32 protein-coding genes and 1 tRNA gene are annotated in these 25,320 nt (G+C 68.9%); 10 read left to right on the top strand and 23 right to left on the bottom strand.

Annotated features, from left to right (window positions below; translation table 11 throughout):
* Window positions 1–34: 34 nt before the first annotated feature.
* Window positions 35–673 (bottom strand): maleylacetoacetate isomerase, encoded by a 639-nt coding sequence (gene maiA / locus IWC96_RS14115; RefSeq protein ID WP_021696466.1) that lies wholly within the window; start codon window positions 671–673, stop codon window positions 35–37.
* Between the two features lie 11 nt (window positions 674–684).
* Window positions 685–1,362 carry a fumarylacetoacetate hydrolase family protein gene (locus tag IWC96_RS14110; protein WP_021696465.1) on the bottom strand — a complete coding sequence of 226 codons (678 nt, stop codon included), beginning with the start codon at window positions 1,360–1,362 and terminating at the stop codon, window positions 685–687.
* A 112-nt stretch (window positions 1,363–1,474) separates the two neighbouring features.
* Between IWC96_RS14110 and IWC96_RS14105 the strand changes: the two genes are divergently transcribed.
* From IWC96_RS14105 to IWC96_RS14095, 3 genes are all read left to right on the top strand, one after another.
* Window positions 1,475–1,819, top strand: coding sequence for a DUF883 family protein (locus IWC96_RS14105; protein ID WP_021696464.1), 345 nt, complete (start codon window positions 1,475–1,477; stop codon window positions 1,817–1,819).
* A gap of 14 nt (window positions 1,820–1,833) precedes the next feature.
* Window positions 1,834–2,208 (top strand): hypothetical protein, encoded by a 375-nt coding sequence (locus tag IWC96_RS14100; protein WP_231379081.1) that lies wholly within the window; start codon window positions 1,834–1,836, stop codon window positions 2,206–2,208.
* Between the two features lie 91 nt (window positions 2,209–2,299).
* Window positions 2,300–2,476, top strand: coding sequence for a DUF1328 domain-containing protein (locus tag IWC96_RS14095; protein WP_045318738.1), 177 nt, complete (start codon window positions 2,300–2,302; stop codon window positions 2,474–2,476).
* Window positions 2,477–2,526: 50 nt separating this feature from the next.
* Here the strand turns inward: IWC96_RS14095 and IWC96_RS14090 are convergent, their stop codons facing one another.
* The 3 genes from IWC96_RS14090 to IWC96_RS14080 all read right to left on the bottom strand — a co-directional run bounded on the left by IWC96_RS14090 (window position 2,527) and on the right by IWC96_RS14080 (window position 4,717).
* Complete coding sequence (locus IWC96_RS14090) at window positions 2,527–3,342, bottom strand: metallophosphoesterase (RefSeq protein WP_021696461.1); 816 nt, start codon at window positions 3,340–3,342, stop codon at window positions 2,527–2,529.
* 7 nt (window positions 3,343–3,349) lie between these two features.
* Window positions 3,350–4,309: a diacylglycerol kinase family protein gene (locus IWC96_RS14085; protein WP_196839116.1), complete on the bottom strand. Its 960-nt coding sequence runs from the start codon at window positions 4,307–4,309 to the stop codon at window positions 3,350–3,352.
* 81 nt (window positions 4,310–4,390) lie between these two features.
* Entirely contained in the window at window positions 4,391–4,717 is a 327-nt protein-coding gene (locus IWC96_RS14080; protein ID WP_231379080.1) for a hypothetical protein, read from the bottom strand.
* A gap of 200 nt (window positions 4,718–4,917) precedes the next feature.
* Here IWC96_RS14080 and IWC96_RS14075 point away from each other — a divergent pair, with 200 nt between their 5' ends.
* Together IWC96_RS14075 and IWC96_RS14070 are read left to right on the top strand one after the other, a co-directional pair.
* A complete protein-coding gene (locus IWC96_RS14075; protein WP_196839115.1) occupies window positions 4,918–5,244 on the top strand; it encodes a YMGG-like glycine zipper-containing protein in 327 nt (108 codons plus the stop codon).
* 88 nt (window positions 5,245–5,332) lie between these two features.
* Window positions 5,333–5,782 (top strand): OmpA family protein, encoded by a 450-nt coding sequence (locus IWC96_RS14070; RefSeq protein WP_021696458.1) that lies wholly within the window; start codon window positions 5,333–5,335, stop codon window positions 5,780–5,782.
* Between the two features lie 68 nt (window positions 5,783–5,850).
* Here the strand turns inward: IWC96_RS14070 and ahcY are convergent, their stop codons facing one another.
* A complete protein-coding gene (ahcY, locus tag IWC96_RS14065; RefSeq protein WP_021696457.1) occupies window positions 5,851–7,242 on the bottom strand; it encodes an adenosylhomocysteinase in 1,392 nt (463 codons plus the stop codon).
* Window positions 7,243–7,541: 299 nt separating this feature from the next.
* On the opposite strand from ahcY, the gene arfB reads away from it, so the two are divergent.
* Window positions 7,542–7,952: an alternative ribosome rescue aminoacyl-tRNA hydrolase ArfB gene (gene arfB, locus IWC96_RS14060; RefSeq protein ID WP_021696456.1), complete on the top strand. Its 411-nt coding sequence runs from the start codon at window positions 7,542–7,544 to the stop codon at window positions 7,950–7,952.
* 76 nt (window positions 7,953–8,028) lie between these two features.
* Window positions 8,029–8,556, top strand: coding sequence for a hypothetical protein (locus IWC96_RS14055; protein ID WP_021696455.1), 528 nt, complete (start codon window positions 8,029–8,031; stop codon window positions 8,554–8,556).
* A gap of 63 nt (window positions 8,557–8,619) precedes the next feature.
* On the opposite strand, the gene IWC96_RS14050 is transcribed toward IWC96_RS14055, so the two are convergent.
* The 5 genes from IWC96_RS14050 to ubiE all read right to left on the bottom strand — a co-directional run bounded on the left by IWC96_RS14050 (window position 8,620) and on the right by ubiE (window position 13,424).
* Window positions 8,620–9,603 carry an aspartyl/asparaginyl beta-hydroxylase domain-containing protein gene (locus IWC96_RS14050; protein WP_021696454.1) on the bottom strand — a complete coding sequence of 328 codons (984 nt, stop codon included), beginning with the start codon at window positions 9,601–9,603 and terminating at the stop codon, window positions 8,620–8,622.
* A gap of 220 nt (window positions 9,604–9,823) precedes the next feature.
* Window positions 9,824–10,558, bottom strand: a complete 735-nt coding sequence (locus tag IWC96_RS14045; RefSeq protein WP_045318736.1) for a DUF3800 domain-containing protein — start codon at window positions 10,556–10,558, stop codon at window positions 9,824–9,826.
* 99 nt (window positions 10,559–10,657) lie between these two features.
* On the bottom strand, window positions 10,658–11,065 hold the full coding sequence (locus IWC96_RS14040; protein WP_021696453.1) for a hypothetical protein: 408 nt from the start codon (window positions 11,063–11,065) through the stop codon (window positions 10,658–10,660).
* A 20-nt stretch (window positions 11,066–11,085) separates the two neighbouring features.
* A complete protein-coding gene (ubiB, locus tag IWC96_RS14035) occupies window positions 11,086–12,609 on the bottom strand; it encodes a 2-polyprenylphenol 6-hydroxylase (protein ID WP_045318749.1) in 1,524 nt (507 codons plus the stop codon).
* A 47-nt stretch (window positions 12,610–12,656) separates the two neighbouring features.
* Window positions 12,657–13,424: a bifunctional demethylmenaquinone methyltransferase/2-methoxy-6-polyprenyl-1,4-benzoquinol methylase UbiE gene (gene ubiE / locus IWC96_RS14030; RefSeq protein ID WP_196839114.1), complete on the bottom strand. Its 768-nt coding sequence runs from the start codon at window positions 13,422–13,424 to the stop codon at window positions 12,657–12,659.
* Window positions 13,425–13,538: 114 nt separating this feature from the next.
* Between ubiE and IWC96_RS14025 the strand changes: the two genes are divergently transcribed.
* Both IWC96_RS14025 and IWC96_RS14020 read left to right on the top strand, forming a co-directional pair.
* Window positions 13,539–13,841 carry a 4a-hydroxytetrahydrobiopterin dehydratase gene (locus IWC96_RS14025; protein ID WP_021696450.1) on the top strand — a complete coding sequence of 101 codons (303 nt, stop codon included), beginning with the start codon at window positions 13,539–13,541 and terminating at the stop codon, window positions 13,839–13,841.
* Window positions 13,838–14,620 carry an SDR family oxidoreductase gene (locus tag IWC96_RS14020; protein WP_021696449.1) on the top strand — a complete coding sequence of 261 codons (783 nt, stop codon included), beginning with the start codon at window positions 13,838–13,840 and terminating at the stop codon, window positions 14,618–14,620. The genes IWC96_RS14025 and IWC96_RS14020 overlap by 4 nt, the downstream gene beginning before the upstream one ends.
* Window positions 14,621–14,623: 3 nt before the next feature.
* Here IWC96_RS14020 and IWC96_RS14015 read toward each other — a convergent pair whose 3' ends face one another.
* The 7 genes from IWC96_RS14015 to IWC96_RS13985 all read right to left on the bottom strand — a co-directional run bounded on the left by IWC96_RS14015 (window position 14,624) and on the right by IWC96_RS13985 (window position 21,284).
* Window positions 14,624–15,025, bottom strand: coding sequence for a hypothetical protein (locus tag IWC96_RS14015; protein ID WP_021696448.1), 402 nt, complete (start codon window positions 15,023–15,025; stop codon window positions 14,624–14,626).
* A 24-nt stretch (window positions 15,026–15,049) separates the two neighbouring features.
* Window positions 15,050–16,060: a biotin synthase BioB gene (gene bioB / locus IWC96_RS14010; RefSeq protein WP_021696447.1), complete on the bottom strand. Its 1,011-nt coding sequence runs from the start codon at window positions 16,058–16,060 to the stop codon at window positions 15,050–15,052.
* Window positions 16,061–16,120: 60 nt separating this feature from the next.
* On the bottom strand, window positions 16,121–17,602 hold the full coding sequence (locus IWC96_RS16260; protein ID WP_052516722.1) for a globin-coupled sensor protein: 1,482 nt from the start codon (window positions 17,600–17,602) through the stop codon (window positions 16,121–16,123).
* A 173-nt stretch (window positions 17,603–17,775) separates the two neighbouring features.
* Complete coding sequence (locus tag IWC96_RS14000) at window positions 17,776–19,128, bottom strand: amidohydrolase family protein (RefSeq protein ID WP_021696445.1); 1,353 nt, start codon at window positions 19,126–19,128, stop codon at window positions 17,776–17,778.
* A complete protein-coding gene (locus IWC96_RS13995; RefSeq protein WP_021696444.1) occupies window positions 19,125–20,606 on the bottom strand; it encodes an amidohydrolase in 1,482 nt (493 codons plus the stop codon). The genes IWC96_RS14000 and IWC96_RS13995 overlap by 4 nt, the downstream gene beginning before the upstream one ends.
* 88 nt (window positions 20,607–20,694) lie before the next feature.
* Window positions 20,695–20,976, bottom strand: a complete 282-nt coding sequence (locus IWC96_RS13990) for a DUF167 family protein (RefSeq protein ID WP_021696443.1) — start codon at window positions 20,974–20,976, stop codon at window positions 20,695–20,697.
* Complete coding sequence (locus tag IWC96_RS13985) at window positions 20,976–21,284, bottom strand: YggT family protein (protein WP_021696442.1); 309 nt, start codon at window positions 21,282–21,284, stop codon at window positions 20,976–20,978. Before IWC96_RS13985 ends, IWC96_RS13990 begins: the two co-directional genes overlap by 1 nt.
* 158 nt (window positions 21,285–21,442) lie before the next feature.
* Between IWC96_RS13985 and IWC96_RS13980 the strand changes: the two genes are divergently transcribed.
* Window positions 21,443–21,518: transfer RNA gene (locus tag IWC96_RS13980), tRNA-Ala, on the top strand.
* Between the two features lie 46 nt (window positions 21,519–21,564).
* Here IWC96_RS13980 and IWC96_RS13975 read toward each other — a convergent pair.
* The 5 genes from IWC96_RS13975 to IWC96_RS13955 form a co-directional block, all read right to left on the bottom strand.
* Window positions 21,565–21,843, bottom strand: a complete 279-nt coding sequence (locus tag IWC96_RS13975) for an HPr family phosphocarrier protein (protein WP_196839113.1) — start codon at window positions 21,841–21,843, stop codon at window positions 21,565–21,567.
* Window positions 21,840–22,244, bottom strand: coding sequence for a PTS sugar transporter subunit IIA (locus IWC96_RS13970; protein WP_021696440.1), 405 nt, complete (start codon window positions 22,242–22,244; stop codon window positions 21,840–21,842). The genes IWC96_RS13975 and IWC96_RS13970 overlap by 4 nt, the downstream gene beginning before the upstream one ends.
* 133 nt (window positions 22,245–22,377) lie before the next feature.
* Complete coding sequence (locus IWC96_RS13965; protein ID WP_045318747.1) at window positions 22,378–22,827, bottom strand: HPr kinase/phosphorylase; 450 nt, start codon at window positions 22,825–22,827, stop codon at window positions 22,378–22,380.
* A complete protein-coding gene (locus IWC96_RS13960) occupies window positions 22,820–24,394 on the bottom strand; it encodes an ATP-binding protein (protein WP_306301979.1) in 1,575 nt (524 codons plus the stop codon). The genes IWC96_RS13965 and IWC96_RS13960 overlap by 8 nt, the downstream gene beginning before the upstream one ends.
* Window positions 24,395–24,452: 58 nt before the next feature.
* Window positions 24,453–25,157 (bottom strand): response regulator transcription factor, encoded by a 705-nt coding sequence (locus IWC96_RS13955; protein WP_021696437.1) that lies wholly within the window; start codon window positions 25,155–25,157, stop codon window positions 24,453–24,455.
* Between the last annotated feature and the right edge of the window lie 163 nt (window positions 25,158–25,320).

Genomic DNA, 25,320 nt, shown 5'->3' with positions numbered 1-25,320 from the left:
ATCGGAAGTTTTACAAACCCTTACCTGACAGGGTTTACGAGGGGTCGGCGTCCGGCTGGCGATCCGGATGGGCGGCCTCAAAGGCGGGGTGCGCCGCCGCCTTTTCCGCGATGGCCAGGATGCGGGGAAAGGCGTCCAGCGGCGTGCTGAACCGCCGCGCCGAATAGACCTGCGGGATCAGGCAACAGTCCGCCAGGGTGGGCGCGTCGCCAAAACACCAGCCCTCGCCGTGCCGGGCGATCAGGGCCTCCAGGGCCTCGAACCCAGCGATGATCCAGCGCCCGGCCCAGGCGTCCACGGCGTCCTGATCGGCGCCGAAGGTTTCGCGCAGCGCCTTGAGCACCCGCAGATTGTTCAGCGGATGGATGTCGCAGGCCACCAGCGCCGCCATGGCCCGCACCTGAGAGCGCGCGACCGCATCTGTCGGCAGAAGCGGCGGTTCGGGATGCGCCTCCTCCAGCCACTCGAGGATGGCGGGGCTCTGGGTCAGGACCGCGCCGTCCGTCTCCAGCGCCGGGACAAGGCCCTGGGGATTCATGGAAAGGTAGGCTTCGCTCTTCTGGGCCCCGGTCCGGAGATCGACGCCCGCCTGCTCATAGGACAGGCCCTTCAGGTTCAGGGCGATGCGGGTGCGGTAGGAGGTGCCCGAGCGCCAGTAGCCGTGCAGGATCATGATCGGCCTCTTCAGGTCAGGGTGAAGGCCAGCGGCGCCAGCCCCTCGATCGTCGCCTCGACCCGGTCGCCGCGCACGACGGGGCCGACGCCCTCGGGCGTGCCGGTGAAGATCAGGTCGCCGGGCATGAGCCGCCACAGGCGCGAGGCCTCGGCCACCACCTCTGCGGGGCTCCAGATCATCTGGTCGAGGCGAGAGGACTGGCGGGGCCGGCCGTTCACGGTCAGGGCGACGGCTCCGGCCGGGCTCGGCAGGGCGCCCAGGGTCAGGGGGCCGCACGGGGCGGAATGGTCGAATCCCTTGGACGCGTCCCAGGGCCGACCCCGGGACTTGGCCTCGGCCTGGATGTCGCGACGGGTCAGGTCGACGCCGACTGCCCAGCCGATGATCAGGTCCGCCGCCGCGCCGGGCGCGAGATCCGCGCCCTCGCCGCCGATGGCGCAGACCAGCTCCACCTCATGGTGAAGGTTGTCCGTGGCGGAGGGGAACGGCACGTCCGCCCCGGTGATCAGGGCGTCGCGGGGCTTGGAGAAGAAGAACGGCGCCTCGCGCGCGGGGTCGGCGCCCATCTCGCGGGCGTGGGCGGCGTAGTTCTGGCCCACGCACAGGATGCGGCGGACGGGAAAGCGCGCATCACGGCCGAGGATGGGCAGGGCGACGGAGGCGGGTGGATCGAACAGCCAGGTCATGCCTGCGTCCTTACGTCGCCCGGCGTTGTGGCGGAACCCCTCATCCCCTCTGGCGTTGCGATGACGGGGTACCTATTCTCATTTTACCGCCAAGCTAGCCGGAGAGCGCATCATGGCCACCACAAAGGCCCGGGAAGACATCAAGAACGACCTGAAGACCCTCAAGGACGACCTCAAGGTCGGCGCGCGCGAGGAAAGCGCCCGTCTGCGTGAGATCGCCGCCGAGACCGAAGCCCGCGTGCGGGCCAAGTCTGACGAGGTGCGCGAACGCGCCCGCGACTACTACGACCAGGCCCGCGTTCGCGGCCGGGAATATTATGACGACGCCGCCGAGCGGCTGGACGAGGCGCAGCGCGCCCTGGTCGAGCGCGTTCAGGAGCGTCCCGTGCAGTCCACCGCCATCGCCCTCGGCGTGGGCGTGGTGCTCGGTCTTCTGCTGGCCGGCCGGCGCCGCTGATGCCTGGCAAGGGGTTGGTCGACAAAGTGGTGGCGGCGGCGATCGCCGTCGCCTGCGTCTTCGTGGCCATCGTGGCCCTGGGGGCGACGCTCTTCTATCTGCTGCTGATGGTGGTTCCCGCCGCTGCGGCCGCCGCAATCACGGCGGCGGTCGCCGCCGTTGGGGCGCTGATCATCGCCGTGACCTTCCTGAACAAGGCGAAGGGCGACGATGAGGAGGAGGAGGAACCGGCGGGTCTGGGGCAGCGGGCCTTCGTCCTGTTCCGCAACAGGCCCGTGCTGGCCACCGTGGCCGCGCTGGCCGGCGGATGGATCTTCCTGAGAAATCCGGCGCTGGCCTCCATGGTCGCGGCGGTCTTTACCGAGAGCAGTCGCGGACGGCGTCGCTGATTGGAACAGTGACGCTGGCGAAGCGTTGAGAGCTCAGGTCCGGCGCGAGGTCGCGACCTTTGAATTGAAAACCGCTTCGGAGGCGCCACCCATGATTCGTTGGGCCATAATTTTCTTGGTGATCGCCCTGATCGCCGCAGTGCTGGGCTTTGGCGGCATCGCGAACTTCTCGTTCGAGATCGCCAAATTCATCGCCGTCATCGCCATCATCCTCTTCGTCATCGCCCTGGTTGCGGGCGGGCTGCGAGGACGAGGGCCGAGAGTCTAGACGACCGCCAATCGTCACAAGGAAGGCCGCGGGATCGCTCCCGCGGCCTTTTATTTTGCCCCGCCGCGACGGGGGAGAGTCCAGGCGCGGCTGTCGACGAAGGCGCCCTTCTCCCACGCCATGGCGGTGACGGTGACCACGTCTTCATTCCAGTCGATGCGGTTGAAACTGGGGGGCGCGCCGCGCTCGCGGTGTGACAAAGTCCCGCATCCCACGGCGTAGGAGAATTGATCGCCCGCCTGCAGCGGCAGGGCGAAGGGCTGGTGAGTGTGGCCGGTTGTGATGAGGTCGACGCCCGCCTCGGCGAAGATGTGCGCCGCGTCCTCGCCCCTGATGACGTCGCCGGTCATGGGGGTGCCGATCATCTCCACCAGCGGATGGTGACAGGCCAGGATGCGCAGGGCGCTCCGGGGCGCATCGCGCAGGGCCTGGGCCGCGCGCCGGGTCTGGTCCAGGTCGATGACGCCCTTGGACCAGTTCAGCCGCGCCTGCCAGCCGCGCGCGGTGGTGACGCCGCGGACCATCAAGCCGTCGCTGCGGAACTCGTGGTCGTGGGCCGGGTGGCCCGTGGCGCGCTCGAACCGCCGCCAGGGCCAGAACAGCCGGTCCAGCACGTTCCAGTAGGGCACGTCGTGATTGCCGACCGTGACGAAGACCGGGTCCGGCATGGCCTTGATCCAGCGCGCGGCGGCGTCGAACTCGACCCTGTAGCCGTTCTGGGTGATGTCGCCGGTGATCAGGACCAGGTCGTTCGGGGTGGCGTGGGCGTAGTCCACCGCAGCGGCGGCGGCGTCCGCGTGCTCACGGCCGAAATGAACGTCGGAGAACTGGAGGACTCGGCCCATCAGGCGCTGGTTGCCGTGCATCGCGCCATCAAACCGTGTCCTCGGCGGCGGGCGGGCGCGGGGCCAGGGCGCGGAAGGCCTTGGGCAGGAACTTCACCGTGCTGTCGGCCGGCAGCAGGATAGGCTCGCCGTCCAGGACCGCCGGGACCCGGGAGCGCGCCGAGACGCGAATCCGGCGGGCCGGCTTGGTCTTGACCGCCGGATCGTGGCGCCAGTCGTCGAACAGGGCGTGGGCCGCCAGGCGAAAGGCATCGGATGCGTCGTGGGGATTCATGGCCGCGGCCTCCAGACCCACAGGCTCCTCAAGGGCGCGCGAGATCATCGGGCTGATCAGCACCAGGGCCTCGGCCCGCTGGTGCGGACCACCGTCCAGGTCGAAGCGGATGCGGCCCGAGAACGCCCGACGCCAGGCGCGGCGCGCATGGGTCATGGCCAGTTTCAACTCGCCGCCGCGCAGCGCCTCGCGGGCTGGCGCCCACAGGGCCGGCGCGCCCAGGATGGCGGCGCAGTAGAAGGCGTTGCCGTCCACCTCGCCCCCGGACACATACTGCGGCTCGCCGTCCTCGAGGATGACGCTGAGCGCCTTCTTCCAGTCCGTCGTGCCGTAGAGCGCCTTGGGCAGCATGTTCATGGTCCCCCCCGGCAATGGCGCCACCAGAGGCCCGTCCGGGCCGGCGCGCGACGCCACGGCCCGGGCCGTGCCGTCGCCGGCCAGCACCACCACGAGATCCGCGTCGCCGGACAGGACCTTGTCGATGGTCCGGGCCATGTCCTCGCCTTCCAGCAGCACCACCTCGGATTCACAGGCGAAGCCCGCCATCAGATCCTGGGCTTCCGCCGCCGCATTGGCGCCGACACCGCCGGACATGGGGTTGACCAGAACCACCACGCGCTTGATCGGCGCGTGGCAGGTCATGGGGCGGCGCTCGGTCGCCCCACTGTCTTCCGGCAACTGCTTTTCGGGCGGCGCGCCCAAAGTGTCTGTCATCCGGGCCGAACGCCCGACGCGCGCCCGCGTTCCAGCTTCAACTCCGGCGCATGGCCGGACAGACGCGCCGACCAACCAGACTTAGTCGGACTGAAGCGCCTGGGCGGCCTCTTCAGCGCCCTCGCCGAGCGCGGCGCCGGCGCGGCCCGCGGCGTCGGCGGTTTCCGCAAGGGCCTCATCGGTCGCCTCATCGGCCTGGCCGGTGATGTCCTTGATCTGCTCCCAACCGGCCGTGATCCAACCGTCGATCATGGCTCCACCCTCGGCTACGGACCGCTCCTTGATGCCCAGGACCGCCGTCAGGGCGCCGAACAACGCCAGCAGGGTGATGATGAAGCCCACCACCGGCGGACCGCCGCGACGACGCTTGCTGCGCGCCCAGACAGGGCCACCATCGTCGTCAGCCATACGGACAGGTTCGGAAAAACGCATGAAAAGCCCCCTATTCAACACGCCGCGTCGCCGCGCCGCAGAACACCTCGGACCGCCTGAGACGATCCTGATGAAATGTTTAACGCAACCTTAACCACAATCATAGTCAGGGAACCGGAGCGGTAATCCAGCGTTCTCGCCTCGGGGGCGACTTACTCGGACCGAAGGGACATCCAATGAAAAAGATCATGATCGCGATTGCAGGAGCCGGCTTGCTGGCCAGCGCCTGCGCCAGCGACCCGTACGGCAACACCAATCAGACCGTTCGCCAGGGCGCCATCGGCGCTGCTATCGGCGCGGCTGCAGGACAGATCATCGGCGGCAACACCGAAGCCACCGTGGCCGGTGCGGCCATCGGGGGCGCCGTCGGCGCGATCCGGGGCTCGTCCCAGGACCGCAACAATCAGCAGCGCTATCGCGCCGCCAACGGCCAGTACTACTACTGCTACGACAACCGGCAGACCGAGTGCTATTGGGAAGATGGCACGCGCGTCCGCTGGTAGGCTGTTTCAGACCTTCGGGTGAAACGGGTGAAAGGGCGGTCCCGACGCGGGCCGCCCTTTTTCATGGGGAAGATTTGGGAGGGGACAGATGATGCGTTTCAGGATTGCGGCGGCGGCGGTGGCGGCTCTCGTGGTTTCGGGCTGCGGCGCGAACGGGCTTTGGGACCGGTCAGAGCTGATTGCGGACACGGCGGGCTGCACCGAGCAGCGGCTGGACATCTATTTCGAGGAAGGCGAGGCGCGCATCGCGCGGCCGGCGCAGGAGCTGATCGCCCTGACCGGCGAGCGGCTGCAGGGCTGCCGGGTCGAGGGCGTGGACGTGATCGGCCTGGCCAGCTCGACGGGCGACTCCGCCAGCAACCAGACCCTGTCCGAGCGGCGGGCGCGGGCGGTGGCGGACGCCCTGATCGAGGCCGGATGGCCCAGCCCCACCTTCACCCTGTCGGCGGGCGGCGATGCGGGGGCGACCACCGACGGCGGCCTGTCCGAGCCCCTGCGGCGGCGCACCGAGATCGTCATCCACGCCCGGCCCCGATAGGCAAAGCTCCATAGAAAAAAGGCCCGCCCTGTGGAGGGGCGGGCCTTTTGCAAAATCGATCACATGGATCAGTAGCGGTAGTGGTCCGGCTTGAACGGGCCCTCGGTCGGCACGCCGATGTAGTCGGACTGCTCCTTGCTCAGGACGGTCAGCCTGGCGCCCAGCTTGTCCAGGTGCAGGGCCGCGACCTTCTCGTCCAGGTGCTTGGGCAGGACGTAGACCTGGTTCTCGTAGGCCGACAGATTGGTGTGCAGCTCGATCTGGGCCAGGGTCTGGTTGGTGAAGGACGCCGACATGACGAAGGACGGGTGGCCCGTGGCGTTGCCCAGGTTCACCAGACGCCCCTTGGACAGCAGGATGATCTTGTTGCCGTTCGGGAACTCGATGTGGTCCACCTGCGGCTTGATCTCGTCCCACTTCATGTTCTTCAGGCCCGCGACCTGAATCTCGGAATCGAAGTGGCCGATGTTGCAGACAATGGCGTTCATCTTCATCCGGCGCATGTGATCGACGGTGATCACGTCCTTGTTGCCGGTGGCGGTGACGAAGATGTCGGCCTTGTCGCACACGTCGTCCAGGGTCTGGACGTCATAGCCTTCCATGGCCGCCTGCAGGGCGCAGATGGGGTCGATCTCGGTGACGATGACCCGGGCGCCGCCCTGGCGCAGCGAGGCGGCCGAGCCCTTGCCCACGTCGCCGTAGCCGCAGACCACGGCCACCTTGCCCGACAGCATCACGTCGGTGCCGCGGCGGATGGCGTCCACCAGCGACTCGCGACAGCCGTACAGGTTGTCGAACTTGGACTTGGTGACGCTGTCGTTGACGTTGATGGCCGGGTACGGAAGCTCGCCCTTCTTGGCCAGCTCGTACAGGCGGTGCACGCCGGTGGTGGTTTCCTCGGACACGCCCTTGATGGCGTCGCGAATGGCCGAATAGAAGCCGGGCTTCTCCTTCAGGTACCGCTTCATGACGCCGAACAGGGCTTCCTCTTCCTCGTTCTGGGGATTGTCCAGAACCGAGGCGTCCTTCTCGGCCTTGGGGCCCAGCACGGTCAGCAGGGTGGCGTCGCCGCCGTCGTCCAGGATCAGGTTGGGATAGCCGCCGTCGGACCATTCGAAGATCTTGTGGGCGTAGTCCCAGTACTCTTCCAGGGTCTCGCCCTTGGTGGCGAACACCGGGGTGCCGGACGCGGCGATGGCGGCGGCGGCGTGGTCCTGGGTCGAATAGATGTTGCACGAGGCCCAGCGCACGTCGGCGCCCAGGGCTTCCAGCGTCTGGATCAGCACGGCGGTCTGGATCGTCATGTGCAGCGAGCCGGCGATGCGCGCGCCCTTGAGGGGCTGGGCCTTGCCGTATTCCTCACGCAGGGCCATCAGGCCCGGCATTTCGGTTTCGGCGATCTCGATCTCCTTGTTGCCCCAGTCGGCGAGGGAGATATCGCGGACGATGTAGTCGACCATGTTCGTTCCTGACGTGTCTTGAAGGTTTGAGCGCGCTATAGCGGTCCAGGGCGCGCGGGGCAACAAACATATAAGGATGTCTTTATATGTTTATGAGGCCGGGGCGGTTGCAGATGTGCGGGAGTCCGGATTGATGCGGTTGAACGCCCCCGTCCTCGTCATCGCCGGGCTTGTCCCGGCGATCCATACGCGCGGACGGGGCACGGCGCGCCCGGACGGGTCCGTGATTATGGATTCCCGGCACAAGGCCGGGAATGACGGTATTTGGGAGTGTGGCGTGTGCGCCGGAGCAGGATGACATGACCGAACCCCTCGTGCCCGAGGACGAGCTGGAGTTCCGCTATTTCCGCGCGGGCGGGCCGGGCGGCCAGAACGTCAACAAGGTGTCCACCGCCGTGCACATGCGCTTCGACGCGGCCAGGTCGCCGTCGCTGGACGAGGCGGTGCGGACGCGGCTGATGAAGGCGGCGGGCTCGCGCCTGACCAATGAGGGCGTCATCCAGATCACGGCCACGCGCTTCCGCACCCAGGAGCGCAACCGCGACGACGCGGTGGAGCGGCTGAACGCCCTGATCGAGAAGGCCCGCATCGCCCCGGTGAAGCGCATCCGCACCAAGCCCACCAAGGGGTCGAAGGAACGGCGCCTTCAGGCCAAGGCGGGGCGGTCGAAGATCAAGGCCGGGCGGGGACGGCCGGATTTCAGCGACTGAGCCCCAGGGCGGTCGACAAGCCGAACTCCGTTATGCATAGGCTTACGGCCAAGCTTGATTCAGGAGATTTCAGCCTATGCCCCTCGCCACCAACCAGACCATCCTTCGCCTGGCCGCCGCCCTCGCCTTGACAGCGGGCCTCGCGGCCTGCGGCGGCGCGGAGCCGGTGGACCATGGGCCCGCGGTGGACGAGACGCCGGCGGCGGCCCTGAGCGCCGAACAACGGCAGGCGGGCGCCGCCCAGGCGACCGCGGCGCTGGACCAGCACGTGCGGGATCTGGCGAGCGGCTATACGCGCGCGTCCGGATTTGAGGACCGCGTCGCGCCGCTGGCCGACAGCGGGCAGGACCGCTGGTCCGTGACGCTTCAGGAAGGCGTCGCCTACCGCATCATCGCCGGCTGTGACGCCAATTGCTCGGACGTGGATCTCTATCTGGAGAACGCCGAGGGCGTGGTGGTCGACAGCGACACCCTGGTGGACGACTATCCGGTGGTGAACGTCACCCCGACGGCGCAGGGCCGCTACACGGTGCGCACCACCGTCTTCAGCTGCGGCGACGCCTCGGCCTGCTACACCGCCACCCGCATCCTGCAGGAGCAGTGAGAGACCGGCCGCCCGGGTCCACGCCCGGGCGGCCGCTATCAGAAGGGTCGACAGGCGGCGCCCTCAGATCAGGGCGTCGGTGGCGGCCTCCACCAGCTCGAACAGGCCGTAGGCCCCGGCCATGACCACGAGCAGCAGGGCGGCGTTGACCGTGTGCTTGATCAGCTTGTAGCGGCGGACGTCGGTCTGTTTCAGGGCCCGGATCCGGGCGCTGATGGGCGCGAGCGAGGCGAACAGGGCGCTGACGAAGCCGCGCTGGTCCTCCGCCGTATTGGGCACCAGCGTTCCGGCGGCCAGACGGCGGTAGCCGGCGTTGAACACCCGGCCGAAGACGTTGAGGGGCCGGGCCACGTCGCACATGAGGATCAGGCGGCTGTCGCCCGTGTCGTTGCGGGCCTGATGGGGATAGGTCTCGTCGAAGATGAAGTCCTGACCGTCGCGCCAGGACATGGGCACGCCGTCCACCTCGATCAGACACGCGTCCGCGTTGGGCGTGCGCAGGCCCAGATGATAGCGCAGGGAACAGGCCAGCGGGTCGGCGTGCAGGGTCAGTTCGGACCCCGCGGGCAGGACCGTGAACATGGCCCCCTTCACCTCGGGGATCTGGTTCAGCAGGGCCACGGTGCGCGGACAGGTGCGCTGGGCCGAGCGGTGGGTGGTCCCGTACCAGGTGAGATAGAATTTGCTCCAGCCGCGCTTGAAGAAGGTGCGGAAGCCCAGGTCGTAGGAGCCCGCCGAACCCTCGGCCTTGGCCGCCTCGAAGGCGCCGCCGGCCTGCAGGGCCAGGGCCTCGTCGCGGATCACCTGCCAGTTGTCCCGCAGCAGGGCCAGGTTGGGCATGCGCTCCGCCGCCGTCACCGGCCCGCGCGCCCAGGGGCGGGTGGTCATGTACAGGACGCAGTTCAGGGGCGCGAAGATGGGCCAGGACTTGCGCAGATACTGGGTCAGGCTGGCGTAGCGGGTGCGCCCGCGCCAGCGATAGACGTATGCGATCGAACACAGCGAATACAGCACCAGCGCAGACAGCGCGACGACACTGAAGCTCATGGATTGTCCCCCGACCCCGGCCGGAGTCTTACGGCCAAGCTCGGGATTGTCCAAGCGGGATGTGAGGGTTTGGGGTGGGGGGGGCCTCGGGGTCGAGGCTCCGGGCCAGCATGGCCAGTTATGGACTTGTTGACCGATCACACCTAAGTTGGGCCTCAAATGGACTGGGGTTTCTCGGTCGGCGTGGGGCTCCCGGCTTTTGTCGGGGGCCCTTCTGCTTTCAAGGGAACACCTTCATGCCGCCATGGGCGAGCTTCGGTTGCATAACGTCGAAGGCCCGGTTTTCCTGCATCGGGCGTAGAACCTTCAAGCCGATGGGGCGCGCAATCAGATCTGCAAGTTGCAGTCCTGATGAGTTGCACTTTTTGTCGGCAAAAACGGGCTCCCACTCCATCGCGCGAAAATCAGGCTGCTTATATCCCCAATTCGCCTGATTGACGGTTATGCGCCGGAAGTGAAGCTCCAGCTCCGCGTCTTCCTTCTTGCCTCGACTCTCGAAGACGACGTGCACGATCCGCCCCTCCTGACCGAGCTGCCGGAGCCGAGCCAGCAAAGTCTCCATGCAGAAATGGAGCGCGATCTCGTACGGGCTCCAGGGCTTGGCGTACTTCTCCGCGAGCCGGATTTTGTGAATCACAGCGGCAATGACATCGATTTCCGCTTCGGAAACAATGCTGTTTATACGGTTCAGAAAGGCTTCGCGCCCTGCTGCATCGGCCTGAAGGAAGGCGAAATCCTTCTGTTGTCGGCGGATATCCCGTTCGTGCAGCATAAGTTGGTCATGCCCCACGAAGTCAAACTTCAATCGTTGGAGTCGAGGCACGATACGATCAGCGTAGTCGACCTTGGATGCCAGGACGCAGTTGAGGACGAAGACCGGAAAAGTCGGGTCTGGTCTTTCCAGAACAGGCGAGCCGCTCTCGTCGGCGAAGACGATGTAATCGGAGAACGGCATTTCCGATTATTGGCAGAGCAGTCAGGGACTCGCTAGAGGGACGCTTAGGTTACCCGGTCGTCACGACGACCGTGCCCTTCGCCCCCTCGCCTGCCCCATCTACCCCGCCGGGCGGAACACCAGACCGGCGATCTTGCCGTCGTCGCCGAGGGCGATGAACCAGTCGGTGACGGCGTTGTCGAAGGTGGCGCGGTAGTGCTGGGCGCCCTGGACCTCGCCCTGATGCTCGAGGGTCTGGACGGCGCCGAAGCCCTGGATCATGGGGGTGATGGAGGCCTCGCCGGCGCGGACGGCGTCGGCCAGTTCCGTGACCATGTCGTCGTAGTTGGGGGTTCCGGCCTGCATGGCCGCGATGGTGGTGCGCAGCATGGTTTCTTCGGCGGAGACCTGCGCCTCGGCATGGGCGGCGTGGTCGCCGTGGCCGGCGTGGTTGTCTTGCGCCAGGGCAGCGGCGGGGACGAGGGCGAGCGACATCGCAAGAATGGGGGCGAACAGGATCGGCTTCATGGGGGTGCTCCGGCTGGGGGTCACGACAGGACGCCCGTGGACAGGATCAGGGCGACGGCGGCCCCGGCAGCGGCGATGATGGATAGCACGGCGGGCCAGCGGGCGGCGACCCGGCGCTCGATGACGATGGTCTGGGGCGCGTGGGGGGCCTGGGCCCATCTGGACAGGGCGCGCAGGGTGTCGAGGCCTTCCTGCAAGACATCGCGGGCCTTGGCCTTGGGGCCCAGCTCGCGCTGGATCCACTGCTCCACCACCGGCTTGGCGGCCTCCCACAGGTCGTGATCGGAATTGAGGCGGCGGGCCACGCCCTCCACCGAGACCATGGTCTTCTGCAGCAGGATCAGTTCGGGACGCAGGTGCATGTCGAACAGGTCGGTGATCTCGAACAGCTGGCCCAGCAGGCGGCCCATGGACACCTGGGACGCCTGTTTGCCGATGACCGGCTCGCCCACCGCGCGCAGGGCCTGGGCGAAGGTCTCCACCGAATGGACGGGGGGCACATAGCCGGCCTCGAAATGGACCCGGGCGATGCGGGGATAGTCGCGGGTGAGGAAGCCCCACAGGATCTCGGCCAGGTAGCGGCGCTCGCCGGGGCCGAGGCGGCCGACGATGCCGAAGTCCACCGCCACGGCCTGGGCCGGGGCCGAGCAGAACAGATTGCCCTCGTGCAGATCGGCGTGGAAGACGCCGTGGTCCAGGGCCTGGGACAGGAAGGCGCGCACGATGTTGTCGGCCAGCTGGTTCTTGTCCAGCCCCGGCTGCTCGGCGGCGGCGGGGTCGGTCATGGGCATGCCCTCGGCCCACTCCAGCGTCAGGACCCGCTTGCCGACCCCGTCCCAGATGACGGCGGGGGCGGTCATGTGGCCGTCGCGGGACATGATCTCGCCCAGCTCGCTGGCGGCGGCGGCCTCGAGCCGCATGTCCAGTTCCAGCTGCAGGGCGCGGGCGATGGTCTCGACGAAGGCCTCGGGCTCCAGACGGCGCAGCAGGGGCACGAAGCGGCGGGTGAGTTTGGCGCCCAGCCGCATGGCGTCGAGGCCGAGGGCGACGCGGCGCTCCACGCCCGGGCGCAGCACCTTGACCGCCACCTTGCGGCCGTCGGCCAGATACGCGGGGTGGGCCTGGGCCAGGGAGGCGGCGGCGATGGCGGGCTGGAAATCGGTGAACAGGGCCTCCACAGGGCGGCCCAGCGAGCGCTGCACCTCGCGGCGGGCCTGATCGATGGGGAACGGCGGCAGGCGGTCCTTGAGCCGGCCCAGGTCGCGGGCGAACTCGGTCCCGAAGATGTCGGCGCGGGTGGCCAGCACCTGGCCCAGCTTGATGGCCACGGGCCCCAGGTGCTCGAAGGCGGCGCCCAGACGCTGGCCCGGGCGGCCGGCGCGGCCCTGGGGCCCGGAGAACAGGTGCAGGAACCGCGCGATCATCCGGGCCCAGACCGGCAGCAGGGGGGTGATCTCGCGCGGCGCCAGGGCGTCGTGGCGGATCAGCACCCACAGCCAGCCCTGCAGCCGCAAGAAGGATCCCACGGGGTCGCGCACGCGCACGGGCGGCAGGGGGGCGGCGGTCTCGGGCGACGGATTGAAGGGCACGGTCAGAGGGCCCAGCCGTGATGGATGGCGGCGACCCCGCCGGACAGGTTGGTGACGGTGACCCGGCTGAAGCCGGCGTCCTCGATCATGGCCTTGAAGGTGTTCTGATCGGGGAAGCGGCGGATGCTTTCCACCAGATACTGGTAGCTGTCCCGGTCCTTCGCCACCCAGCCGCCGATGGCCGGGATGGCGTTGAAGGACCACAGGTCATAGGCCTTGCGGATGGGCTCGGCGGTGGGGCGCGAGAACTCCAGACACAGGAAGCGGCCGCCGGGCTTGAGCACGCGGCGGGCTTCGCGGAGGGCCTGGGGGATGTCGGCCACATTGCGGATGCCGAAGCTGATGGAATAGGCGTCCACGCTGGCGTCCGGCAGCGGCAGGGCCATGGCGTCGCCGACGGTCCAGGTCATCTCGGGCTCGCCGCCCTTGTGGACCCCGGCCATGATCATCTCGGCGTTGTAGTCCAGCACGATGACCTCGGCGTCGGCGCCGCCCAGACGCTGCTGGGCGCGGCGGGCCATCTTCGCATAGCGGCGGGCCATGTCGCCGGTGCCGCCGGCCACGTCGAGGATGCGCTCGCCGGGGCGGGGATTGAGCTTCGCCGCCGCCGCGTCCTTCCACAGCCGGTGCACGCCCCCGCTCATGAGGTCGTTCATCAGGTCGTAGTTGGAGGCCACGGAATCGAACACCCCGCGCACCAGCTGAACCTTCTCGCGCGCGTCCACGTCGCGGAAGCCGAAGGATGAGGTCTTTTGCGCAGGCTCGGTCATGGCATCGCTTTAGCGGGTGCGGGGCGCGCCGTCACCGCCGCACGTGGCCGCATCCGCTTGCCGCAGGGAGCGGTGCGCGATAGGCCGGAGACAGGATTGTCAAAGGAGACGGACATGGCCGCTGAACGCATCGGGGCTGAAAAGGCTCTGGAAGGACTGCCGGGCTGGGCCCGGGCGCCCGGCGAGCGGGACGCCATCGTGCGCAAGTTCGTGTTCGAGGACTTCAACGCGGCCTTCGGCTTCATGACCCGCGTGGCCCTGAAGGCGGATAAAATGGACCACCATCCGGAGTGGTCCAATGTCTACAACCGGGTCGAGGTGCTGCTGACCACCCACGACGCCGACGGGGTCACGGGGCTGGACGTGGCGATGGCGGAATTCATGAACGGCGCGGCCGTGGGGCTGGGCGGGAAATGAGCGGGCGGCTTGAAGGCAAGATCGCCCTGATCACCGGGGCGGCGGGCGGGCTGGGACAGGCCATGGCGCGGCGCATGGCCGAAGAGGGCGCGCGGCTGGCCCTGACCGACATCGACGAGGCCGGGGCCCGGGCGCTGGCGGACGCCATCAACGCCGACCACCCGGACGCGGCCTTCGCCTACGCCCACGACGTCACCGATGAAGGGCAGTGGATCGACGTGATCGAGCGGGCCGTCAGCGATCTGGGCGGGCTGTCGGTGCTGGTCAACAATGCGGGCATCGGCGGTGAACTGAAGCCGGTGGTGGAGACCGATCTGGACGCCTGGCGGCGGGTGCAGGCCATCAATGTCGAGTCGGTCATGCTGGGCTGCAAGCACGCCATTCCGCATCTGGCGAAGTCGGGACGGGGCTCGATCGTCAACATCTCGTCCATCGCCGGGCTGACGGCGACGCCGGGCATGGGGCCCTACAATGCGTCCAAGGCGGCGGTCTGGCTGTTCTCCAAGACCGTGGCGCTGGAGTGCGCGAAGGCGCGCAACGGGGTGCGGTCCAACTCGGTGCATCCGGTGTTCATCAAGACCGGGATTCTGGACCCGTTCGTCGCCATGGCCGGCGGCGACGAGGCTGTGGCCCACGACAAGCTGGCGCGCGGCATTCCGCTCAAGCGCATCGGCGAGCCGGACGACGTGGCCTGGTGCGTGGTCTATCTGGCCTCGGACGAGAGCAAATTCATCACCGGCGCCGAGTTCAAGATCGACGGCGGCATGTCGGCGCAATAGGCCTCAAACCACCATCACCGTGCCGAGCAGGACGCGGGCGCCGCGACGGCCCAGGGCCTGATTGACGGCGAACTGAAGGTCGCGGGACAGGCGGTGCACGTCCGGCGGTTCGCCGGGACGCAGCGAGGCGGCGAAGCTCTGGACCACCTGCACCATCTGGGCGCGCAGGCGCGGTCCGGCGCTGGCGGCCACGGCGCGCAGATCCACATCCGGCACGTCGATGCCCACGTCCACGGTCAGGATGCCCCGGCGGCCGCTGGCGCGGGTGACCGAGCCGTTGATGCTGTTCAGATTGATGTAGCTGGCGGCCGGCGCCCCGCCGTCGTCCGACGCGGGCGCGGCGGCCGCGGCCGATCCGGCCGAGGCGGCGACGAGAGCCAGTCCGATGAGGGCGCGGCGATCCATGGCCGCACCCTGCCCCGGCGCCGCTTAATCCGGGGTTACGCGCTCGGCGGAAATGTAGGGCTTCAGGTCCAGCAGGGCGAACAGGCGCGCGTCCTCGTCCTCCTCGGGGTTCGGCGTGGTCAGCAGCTTGCCGCCCACGAAGATGGAATTGGCCCCGGCCAGGAAACAGAGCGCCTGCATCTCCGGGCTCATGCCCTCGCGCCCGGCGGACAGGCGGACCATGGATTTGGGGCAGACGATGCGGGCCACGGCCACGGTGCGCACGAACTCGATGGGGTCGATCTCGCCCTCCCGCATCACCCGCTCGCCCAGCGGCGTGCCGGTGACCGGGACCAGCGCATTGACCGGCAGGCTGTCGGGATGTTCGGGCAGGGTGGCCAGGGCGTGCAGCAGGCTGGCCCGGTCACGGCGGCTTTCGCCCATGCCGACGATGCCGCCGCAGCAGGTGGCCATGCCCGCGTTGCGCACATGCTCCAGGGTGTCGAGCCGCTCCTGATAGGTGCGCGTCGTCACCACCTCGGCGTAATATTCCGGCCCGGTGTCCAGGTTGTGGTTGTAGTAGTCGAGCCCGGCCTCCTTGAGCTCCTTCGCCTGCTCGGCCGTCAGCATGCCGAGGGTGGCGCAGGTCTCCAGACCCAGGGCCTTCACCCCGCCGATCATGGCCGCCAGTTTCGGCAGGTCGCGGTCCTTCAGCTCGCGCCAGGCCGCGCCCATGCAGAAACGGTCCGCGCCGCCCGCCTTGGCCGCCATGGCCTCGGCGATGACCACCTGGGCGTCCATCAGCTTCTCGGCCTTCAGGCCGGTCCTGAAGTGGGCCGACTGGCTGCAGTAGCCGCAGTTCTCGGCGCAGCCGCCGGTCTTGACCGACAGCAGCTGGGACTTCTGGACGGCGGACGGGTCGAACCAGCGCCGGTGCACGGCGGCGGCGTCGAACACCAGCTCCATGAACGGCCGGGCGAACAGGGCCTCGACCTCGTCCAGGCGCCAGTCGTGGCGCGGGATGGACAGATCCTGGATGCGGACGGGTGCGTTCATGTCGGGCCTCCTCGAACAGGCGGCTTAGCAGCGCCCGCGCCGGGGATGAACCCGCAATCGTCAGCTCGCCAGACGCAGGTTATCGACCGGGCGCCGCGCCCCGCCCAGGCGGAAGCGGCCCACCTGGCGGTTCAGACCGTCGGCCTCGCTCGCCATCTGGCGCGTGGCGGCGGTGGCCTCCTCGGTCATGGCGGCGTTCTGCTGGGTGATGGAGTCCATATGGGTGAAGGCGGCCTTCACGTCGGCCAGGTCATCGGCCTGACGCCGCGCCGAGGACGCCATGGCCTCGGCCAGGCTGTCCACGCTGGTCACCTGGGTATCGATGCGCTCCAGCGCCTGACCGGTGCGGTCCACCAGTTGCACGCCCTCGTTGACCTGTTCGCCCGAACGCCGGATCAGGTCGCGGATTTCACCCGAGGCCTCGGCGGACCGTTGCGCCAGGGCCCGGACTTCGGACGCCACCACCGCGAAGCCGCGGCCCGCGTCGCCCGCCCGGGCCGCCTCGACGCCGGCGTTCAAGGCCAGCAGATTGGTCTGGAAGGCGATTTCGTCGATCAGGCTGACGAAGCCCGCGACGTTCTCCGAGGATGCGCGAATGGCCTCCATGGCCGTGCGGGCCTGAACCACCACAGCCACCCCCTGCTCCACCTCGCGGCGGGTGGAGGCGGCGGCGCCCGCCGCCTGGGCGGCGTCGGCGGCGGTCTGGGCGACGGCCTGGGCGATCCCGTCGGCCGTGGCCACGGTGCGTTCCAGATGCGCGGCCTGCTGTTCGGTGCGAAGCGACAGGTCGTCCGATGCGCTGGCCAGCTGGGCCGAGGCGGAAGAGAGGGCCGCGGCGCTTTCCACGACCCCGGACATGGCGGCTTCAAGCGCCCCGACGGCGGTATGGAAGTCGTCCCGGAGCGAACTGTACTCGTCGGGGAAGGGCTGGTCGATGGAGACGGACAGGTCTCCGGCCGCCAGGGCCTTCAGGGCGGCCCCCAGCGCCGTCACCACGCGCGCCTGACGGGCCTCGGCCTCCTGCTGTTCGACGGCGACCCGATCCCGTTCGGCCTGGAGGGCTTCCAGATAGATGGAGATGGCCAGATCCATATCCAGCAGGACCCGCTGGGTGAGTTCGGCCACGGCCTCTGCGGTCTGGGCCTCATGGGCGGCGCCGGCGAACCTCTTGCGGGGACGCGCGGCGACAGCCTTGACCAGTTCGGCCAGGATCAGGCTGTAGCCGCCGATGTACCAGCGCGGCTCCAGCCCGATGCGGGCGTGGACCTGGCCGATGGTGCGGACGGAGGCCGCGTAGTCAGCGTCGGGCCGCCCTCGAATCAGGGCGTCCCAGTGTCTGGCCTGGGCGGCCTGGGCGGCCTGCATGTGGCCGGGACCCGAGAAAAAGCGCCGGACCTCCGGCGTCTGCTCGATCTGACCATAGAAGCGGGTGAGGGCCCCGGGCAGGGCCTCGCGCAGAATGGGCTCAACGGCCCGATAGGCCGCAGAAGGTTCAGCCAGGCGCATAAAGGCCATGCGTTGCGAAAGATTATCGGCGGACACTGTAAGTCTCTAAAAATATGAGCGGATTCGAACCCGCCGTAAGAATGCGATACCCTTGCTCCCGAAGTGGTTTTGCAGGGATTAACAGCGGTTGCGACGTTTCGCCTGGGCGCCGGGCGTGAAAAAGGGCGGCTCCGGAGAACCGCCCTTTCCAATCCTCGCAGGCGCCTGCCTCAGCGCGGGCTGTAGGCGTGCGGCATGCGCTGGTCGCGGTTGGGGTGATACCGGTCGCGAAGCTCCAGATTGCGGGCCTGGAGGGGCTGTTCGACCCCGGCGATGAACACCGCCTCGGGCTGGTTCATGGGCTCCAGCGGGTCTCCGGACCAGACCACCACGTCCGCCGCCTGTCCCACGGCCAGGGCGCCGAAGCCCTCCTGGCCGAAGATACGCGCCGGATTGACGGTGATGGCGGCGATGGCGGCCTCGAACGGCAGGCCGTTGGCCACGGCGTTGCCCGCGTTGTAGCGAGCGTCCCGGGCCCTATGGGCCGAGCCGCCGGGCTTGATGGCGATGGTCACGCCCGCCGCGTGCAGCCGGGCGGCGTTCTCCTGCCGCGCGGCCCGCACCTGGAAGTTCGAGGGCAGATTGGCCAGCGGGTTCAGCAGCACCGGCACGTTCGCCGCCGCGATGCGGTCGGCCACCAGCCAGCCCTCCTCGGCGCCGTCCAGGATCAGGCGGATGTTCTCCTCCTCAGCCAGACGCAGCACCTGCAGGATGTCGGCCGCGCGGTGAACGCTGACCACCAGCGGCATGCGGCCCTCGGCCACCGGGATCAGGGCCTCCAGATCCGCGCGCGACAGGGACAGGTCGCGCAGGCCCGCGCGCTCGTAGGCCTGACGGTTGCGGGCGTAGAGGCGAACCTCGGCCATGGTCTCGCGGAACAGGGTGAACTCGGCCCCGCGCGCGCCGCCGGCGATGCCGGCGCCGGCCTCGCCGAAGGGCGCGACCATGGCCACATTGGAGCGCACCAGGATGTCGGTCCCGCGCGCCAGATGCACCACCGCCGCCTGACCCGCGAACAGGCCCGGCGTGTGATAGCCGCCGTGACCGGCCCCGGCGGTTTCGTGCTCGTGCACATGGCCGCCGGACGAGCCGGGATGCTGGGGCATGACCACCGCGCGGGTGACGCCGCCGAGGCGGGCCACCGGAATAGTGATGGACCAGGGGTCGAGGCCGCGCGACACGTCGAAGGCGGCGCTGAGGCTGTTGCTGGACTGGCGCAGGTCGTTGGAGCCGGAGACGGAGGAGACCTCGCTGCCGCCGATGCCGGAATCCACCGCCACGATCCCGGGGGTGACCACCCGGCCCGCGGCGTCGATGACGCGGGCGCCGGCGGGCACCGCGGCGTCGGGGCCGATGGCGCTGATGCGGCCATTGCGGATCACCACCGTGCCGGAGGCGATCTCGCCCGTGCCGGTCAGGATGCGGCCATTGGTGATGGCGACGGCGTCCTGAGCCACGGCGGGCGCGGCGGCGAGGGCCAGGGCGCAGACCGCCAGGGCGCTGAAGAAATTACGGCGGATCATTGGGCGCCTCCGACGGTGTTGGGCTGGCCGGGCTGGCCCAGTTCGAAGTCCGTGCGCGGCTGATAGGCCGGATCGTTCCGGTCATAGGTCAGGGCGCCGTCGATGAAGACCTGCTGGGCCCGCGCATAGACGCTGAACGGGCTCACGTCCCAGATCACCACATCGGCGCGCTTGCCGGGCTCCAGCGAGCCGGTCTCGTCGTCCACGCCGATGGCGCGGGCGGCGTTGATGGTGATCCAGCGCAGGGCGTCCTCCTCGCTGAGATCCAGTCCGGCGCGGCGACCTGCGGACAGGGCGGCGGCGGCTTCCTGATTGAGCCGCTGGATCAGGGTGTCGTCGTCGGAGTGGATGACCGCGCAGCTGTTCTCGGGCGCGTCGACGAAGGCGACGTTCTCCTCGATGGCGTCCAGGGCCTCCATCTTGAAGCCCCACCAGCCCGTCCACATGGCGGCGCAGATCTCGTTCTCGGCCAGCATGTCGGCGATCTTGTAGGCCTCGGTGGCGTGGTGGAAGGTGCGGATCGAATAGCCGAACTCCTCGGCGATATCGATCATCACCGCCATCTCGTCGGCGCGGTAGCAGTGGTTCTGCACCGAGATGGAGCCGTCCAGCACCCCGGCCAGGGTTTCGAGCCGCAGGTCGCGGTTGGGGGGCGTTCCCTCCCCGTCCTCGCGCCATTCGCTCCAGCGCCGGGCGTAGTTCTGGGCGTCGATGAAGGCCGAGCGGTAGCCCGCCACATTGCCCATGCCGGTGGCCGGGCTCTGGTTGCGCGAGCCGTAGACCCGCGACGGGTTCTCGCCGCAGGCCATCTTCACGCCGTAGGGGGCGCCGGGGAACTTCATGCCCTGCATGGTCACCGAGGGCACATTGCGCAGGGTCACCGAGCGGCCGCCGAACAGATTGGCCGAGCCGGGCAGGACCATGACCGTCGTCACCCCGCCGGCGCGGGCGGTGTTGAAGCCGGGGTCCTGGGGCCAGACCGAATGTTCGGACCAGACATAGGCGGTGTTGGGGTTGGTGGCCTCGTTGCCGTCGGACATGCCCATCACGCCGGGCGAGGGATAGACGCCCAGATGGGTGTGCACATCGATCAGGCCCGGGGTGACGAAGCGGCCGCGCGCGTCGATCACCTGGTGGCCCTGGGGCACCGGGGTGTTCGCGCCGCCGACCGCCGCCACACGGCCGTCGGTCATGATGACCACGCCGTTCTCGATGCGCTCGCCGGCGGCGGTGAAGACGGTGGCGCCGACGATGGCGGCGTCACGGCGCGGCAGGGGCTGATAGGTGGAGGGGAACGGATCGGGATTGGCCGCCGCGTCCAGGCCGCGCGGCAGCTCGGTGCGCTCCCGGGCGGGGGCCGAGGCCGCGTCGCCGCCGTTGTCGGCCGCGCCGGTGGTGGCGCAGGCGGTGAGGGCCAGGGCGGCCAGCGCACAGCCCGCGAGCGCGAGGCCGCGGCCCCGCATGCGATGAGAAATCATGGATATTTCAGCCCCTTGCGTTTCCCGATCTGGAAGCGTGGGGCATCAAAGCGCGTCAGGGCGGACAGGAAAAGCCCCAATCGCCGCCTCAGCCGTCCAAATCCAGCCGCGCGCGGATTTCGGCTTCGGAAAGGCCTGTGATCTCAAGCGTCTTGACGCGGGCCGAGGCGCCGCGGGCGAGGGCCACGTCGGATTTGGGAATCTTCAGCGTCCGGGCGATCAGGACGAGCAGGCCGGCGTTGGCCTGGCCGTCCGTGGGCGCGGCGCGCACCCGCACCTTGAGCACGGGGCGGCCCCCGGCGTCGGTCTCCCAGCCGTCGATGCAGTCGGCGCCGCCGCGCGGGGTGAGCCGCACGGTCAGCCGCGTCATCAGAAGGGCAGGACGTCGTACAGCAGCCTGCAGAAGGGCGGCAGCAGATAGAGCTGCGCCCCGCGCAGGACCAGCAGCACGATGATCGGCGTCACATCGATGCCGCCCAGGGGCGGGATCACCCGGCGCAGGGGCGCCAGCAGCGGCCCGGTCACCTGATCGAGGAAGCCCGCGACCTGGGCCACGAAGCGGTTGCGGTAGTTGATCACGTCGAAGGCGAACAGCCAGCTCATGATGGCGCTGATGATGATCGCCCAGAACAGCAGCGTCAGCACCGCGCCGACGATGAAACAGATGAAACCGGCCATGCCGCGCCCAAATCTCCCAAGGGGTTGTCGAGGCGCTTCTAGCGGTCTTCGCCGCCCGCGCCAAACCCTTCCGGCGATCCGGGTGGGGGGACTCGGGATTCTATTGACACCGCAGGGCCGCCCCGCCTATGTCGCGCCCTCGCCTGGAACCCCGGCACGGGGCCGTAGCTCAGTTGGTAGAGCGCGTCGTTCGCAATGACGAGGTCAGGGGTTCGACTCCCCTCGGCTCCACCAGGCGTTTCCCGATCAGATGAAGAGGGCGGCCGGCGCGAGGCCCGCCCTACTGCTCTTCCTCGAAGCGGCAGCCGACCAGGTCGCTGAGGGCGGCGACGGCTTCGGCGGCGTCGGGGCCTTCGGCGGCGATCTCGATGGGGCAGCCCTGGCCCGCGCCCAGCATCAGCAGGCCCATGATGGAGCGGGCGTCCACGGTGACGCCCTCGCGGGTCACCTTGACCTCGGACTGGAAGCCGGAGGCCAGCTTGACGAATTTGGCCGAGGCGCGGGCGTGCAGGCCGCGCGCGTTGCAGATGTCGACGGTGACAGCGGCCGTCTCGCTCATTTCTCGCCCGCCAGCACCCAGGACGCCACGGCGATGTATTTGCGGCCCGCGTCCTGGGCATGGGCCACGCAGGCCTCAAGGCTTTCGCGCTGACGGACGCTGGCCAGCTTGATCAGCATGGGCAGGTTGAGCCCGGCGATGACCTCGGCCTTCGTCTGCTCCATCACCGAGATGGCCAGGTTGGAGGGGGTGCCGCCGAACATGTCGGTCAGCAGGATGACGCCCTCGCCCTCGTCCACCGCTGCGGCGGCGTCGACGATGTCCTGACGGCGGCGCTCCATGTCGTCCTCGGGGCCGATGCAGATGGCGGCGGTCCCGCGCTGGGGCCCCACCACATGCTCCATGGCCGAGAGGAATTCCGTCGCCAGCCCCCCGTGGGTGACGATCACCAGTCCGATCATGCGAACCCGCCCGAAACGGATGAAGAGATGGCTGACGTGGCCATGCAACGCCTCACGAAACTTCGCGCCCCCGCCGGACCGTCCGGTCCCGTGTCGACCGGCCGCGCCCCGAGGGTCTGCGGCCAGACCGGCTTCAATAGGCCAAAGGACGGCCGGCTCCAAGGGCCCTCAACGCCACAGCGAGCCGGGCCGGCGCCGAGGCGTTGAGGGCCTGGATGTCGATCGTCGGCACGGGCACGTCCGCCAGGCTCTGGAACGCCGGTTCAGGCAGGCGTTCGGGCGGCTGGTCCACGCATCGGACGATCAGATCCACGCGGCTGAAGGGCAAGGCGGGGATTGGCGTGATCCCCAGCCCTCGAATCTCCATGCGGCCGAAGATCCGGTCCGGCGCCCGGGCGTAGAGGCGCTGCTGAGAGCGCCAGACCTGGGCGTAGTCGTCCGCCACGGCCCGCCAGCCGTGGTCCATGAGGCGCAGCAGAAGGTCGCTCTTGCCCGCGCCGGACGGGCCGGTCAGCAGAACGCCGCTCCAGCCCCGGTCCGGCAACCGAAGGGCCGCGGCGCAGGCGTGGGCCAATTCAGCCATCGGCGTCATCAGCGACGGGCCGGGTCCTGGCCTTCGATCCGGGTCTGGCGCGCGGCAATGTGACCACGAAGCACGCCCCCTTGACGGCGCCGGCGTCGTCCGTGCGGTTCTCGGCGTGGATGGTCCCGCCGTGGGCCTCGATGATCTGTCGGGCGATGGACAGGCCCAGGCCGGAGTTGCCGCCGAAGGCCGCGCCCTTGGGCCGCGCGGTGTAGAAGCGCTGGAACACGGTCTCCAGATTGTCGGGCGGAACGCCGGGGCCGTCGTCCTCGACCCGCACCCTGACGCGGTCGCCCTGGCCGTCCAGGCTGACCTGCACGGCGTGATCAGGCGGGCTGAACGAACGGGCGTTGTCGATCAGGTTGCGGAACACCTGGCCCAGCGGCCCCTCGCGGCCCGTGACCTGGGCGGCGCCCTCCAGAGCGTCGGTGAACCGCACCGTGACGTCGCCGGGCCGCTGGGTGGCCACATAGACCGCTGCGATGTCGCCCAGCAGTTTCGACAGGTTCACCGGGCGCGGGCGGTCCCGCGACAGCTCCGCGTCCAGGCGCGAGGCGTTGGAGATGTCCGTGATCAGGCGGTCCAGCCGGCTCACGTCCTGCTGCAGCAGGGCGGTCAGGCGGGCCTTGTCCTCGGGCGCCTTGACCAGCTCCAGGGTCTCGAGCGCCGAACGGATGGAGGTCAGGGGGTTCTTGATCTCGTGGCTGACGTCGGCGGCGAAGCGCTCGATGGCGTCCATGCGGTCCGACAGGGTGGCGGTCATGGTCTCCAGCGACCGGGCCAGGTCGCCGATCTCGTCCTTGCGCTCCTCCAGGTCGGGCAGGGAGATGGCCCGCGCCCTCTGCAGGCGCACCTGATCCGCCGCCGCCGACAGCCGCAGGATCGGCCGGGCCACGAACAGGTGGATCAGAAGGGACGTCAGAAGGGACACCGCCAGGGCCACGAAGGCGAAGGGCATCAGGGCGCGGCGCTGGGCGTCCAAGGTTTCGTCCACATCGCCGGCCTCCAGCGTCAGGACGCCCAGCACATCGCGCACATGGCGGACGGGCAGGGACACCGACACCACGCGCTCACCGGTCTCGGCCCGTCGAATGCTGGTCTGGGGTTCGCCGGCCAGGGCGCGCTCGACCTCGCCGCTCAATTCCTCCCGCGCGCGCTCGATCCGGGCGTTCTCCCTTACGGGATCAGGGGGCGCGGGGGCCGCCGCGCCGGCCGGAAGGGCGGGATCCAGCGGCTCGCCCGGGATCTGTTCGGTGACGGTGTAGCTGTCGATGAGCAGCCAGCCGTTCTGATCGTACAGCCGCACCCGCTGGCCACGGGGAATGAAATTGTCCCGCAGCCACTGGGAGGCGGCCAAATCGTCCAGATAGGGCGTGGGTTCGCCGCGCGTGATGCCCAGTTCGCCCAGCACATTGGCCAGCAGCTCGGCCTGGGACGTCAGGGATTCGAGGCGCGCCTCGATCAGGTTGCGGCGCCACTCGTTCAGCAACAGGGCGCCGACGAACAGGATCAGCAGGCTGAGCAGGTTCAGCGCCAGGATCAGGGCGCCCAGCCGCGATCCGACCATGCGCAGCCTCAGGGTTCGCCACCGCGCGGCCCATAGCGAGGCCGCGCCCTGCGAACGGTCAGCTTTCTCTGTATCGGTATCCGACGCCATACAGGGTCTCGATTGCGTCGAACTCGGGATCGACCACGCGGAACTTCTTTCGCATCCGCTTGACGTGGCTGTCGATGGTCCGGTCGTCCACATAGACCTGATCGTCGTAGGCGGCGTCCATGAGGTTGTCGCGGCTCTTCACGAAGCCGGGGCGCTGGGCCAGGGCCTGAAGCAGCAGGAACTCGGTGACCGTCAGCTTCACGGGACGGCCCTCCCAGGTGCATTCATGGCGGGCCGGGTCCATGCTCAGCTTGCCGCGCTTGATGGCGCGGCCCGAGACGTCGCCGCCCGCTTCCGCGTCCTCGGCGTCGGCGCCGACGCGGCGCAGCAGGGCCTTGACCCGCTCAATCAGCAGCCGCTGGCTGAACGGCTTGTGGATGTAGTCGTCCGCGCCGAGGTTGAAGCCTAGGATCTCGTCGATCTCCTCGTCCTTGGACGTCAGGATGATGACCGGCAGGGTCGAGGTCTGGCGCAGGCGGCGCAGCACCTCCATGCCGTCCATGCGCGGCATCTTCACGTCCAGAATGGCCAGGTCGGGCGGGCTGGATTCCAGCGCGTCCAGGCCCGTGGCGCCGTCGTGATAGGCGGTCACCTTGTGGCCGTGGCTTTCCAGCGCCATCGAAACGGACGCGACGATGTTCTCGTCGTCATCGACCAGGGTGATGTTGGCCATGGTGTCTCCTCATGCGTTCCGAAACGCGCCTTCAGGTCACAGATAGTGCGGCGCGGCGAAACTTGACACCCCTGAACGCTCGGCAAGCGTAACCGTTCGTTTCCGGGGCCCGTGAATTTCGCCGCCGCAGTTTCACGCGACCTTAAAGGCTTGGCCGCATGAT

Source organism: Brevundimonas sp. BAL450 (genome assembly GCF_015767455.1).
Taxonomy (GTDB): domain Bacteria; phylum Pseudomonadota; class Alphaproteobacteria; order Caulobacterales; family Caulobacteraceae; genus Brevundimonas; species Brevundimonas abyssalis.
The sequence above is the reverse complement of the archived record's forward strand: the minus strand, read 5'-3'. Positions and strand labels throughout refer to the sequence as shown.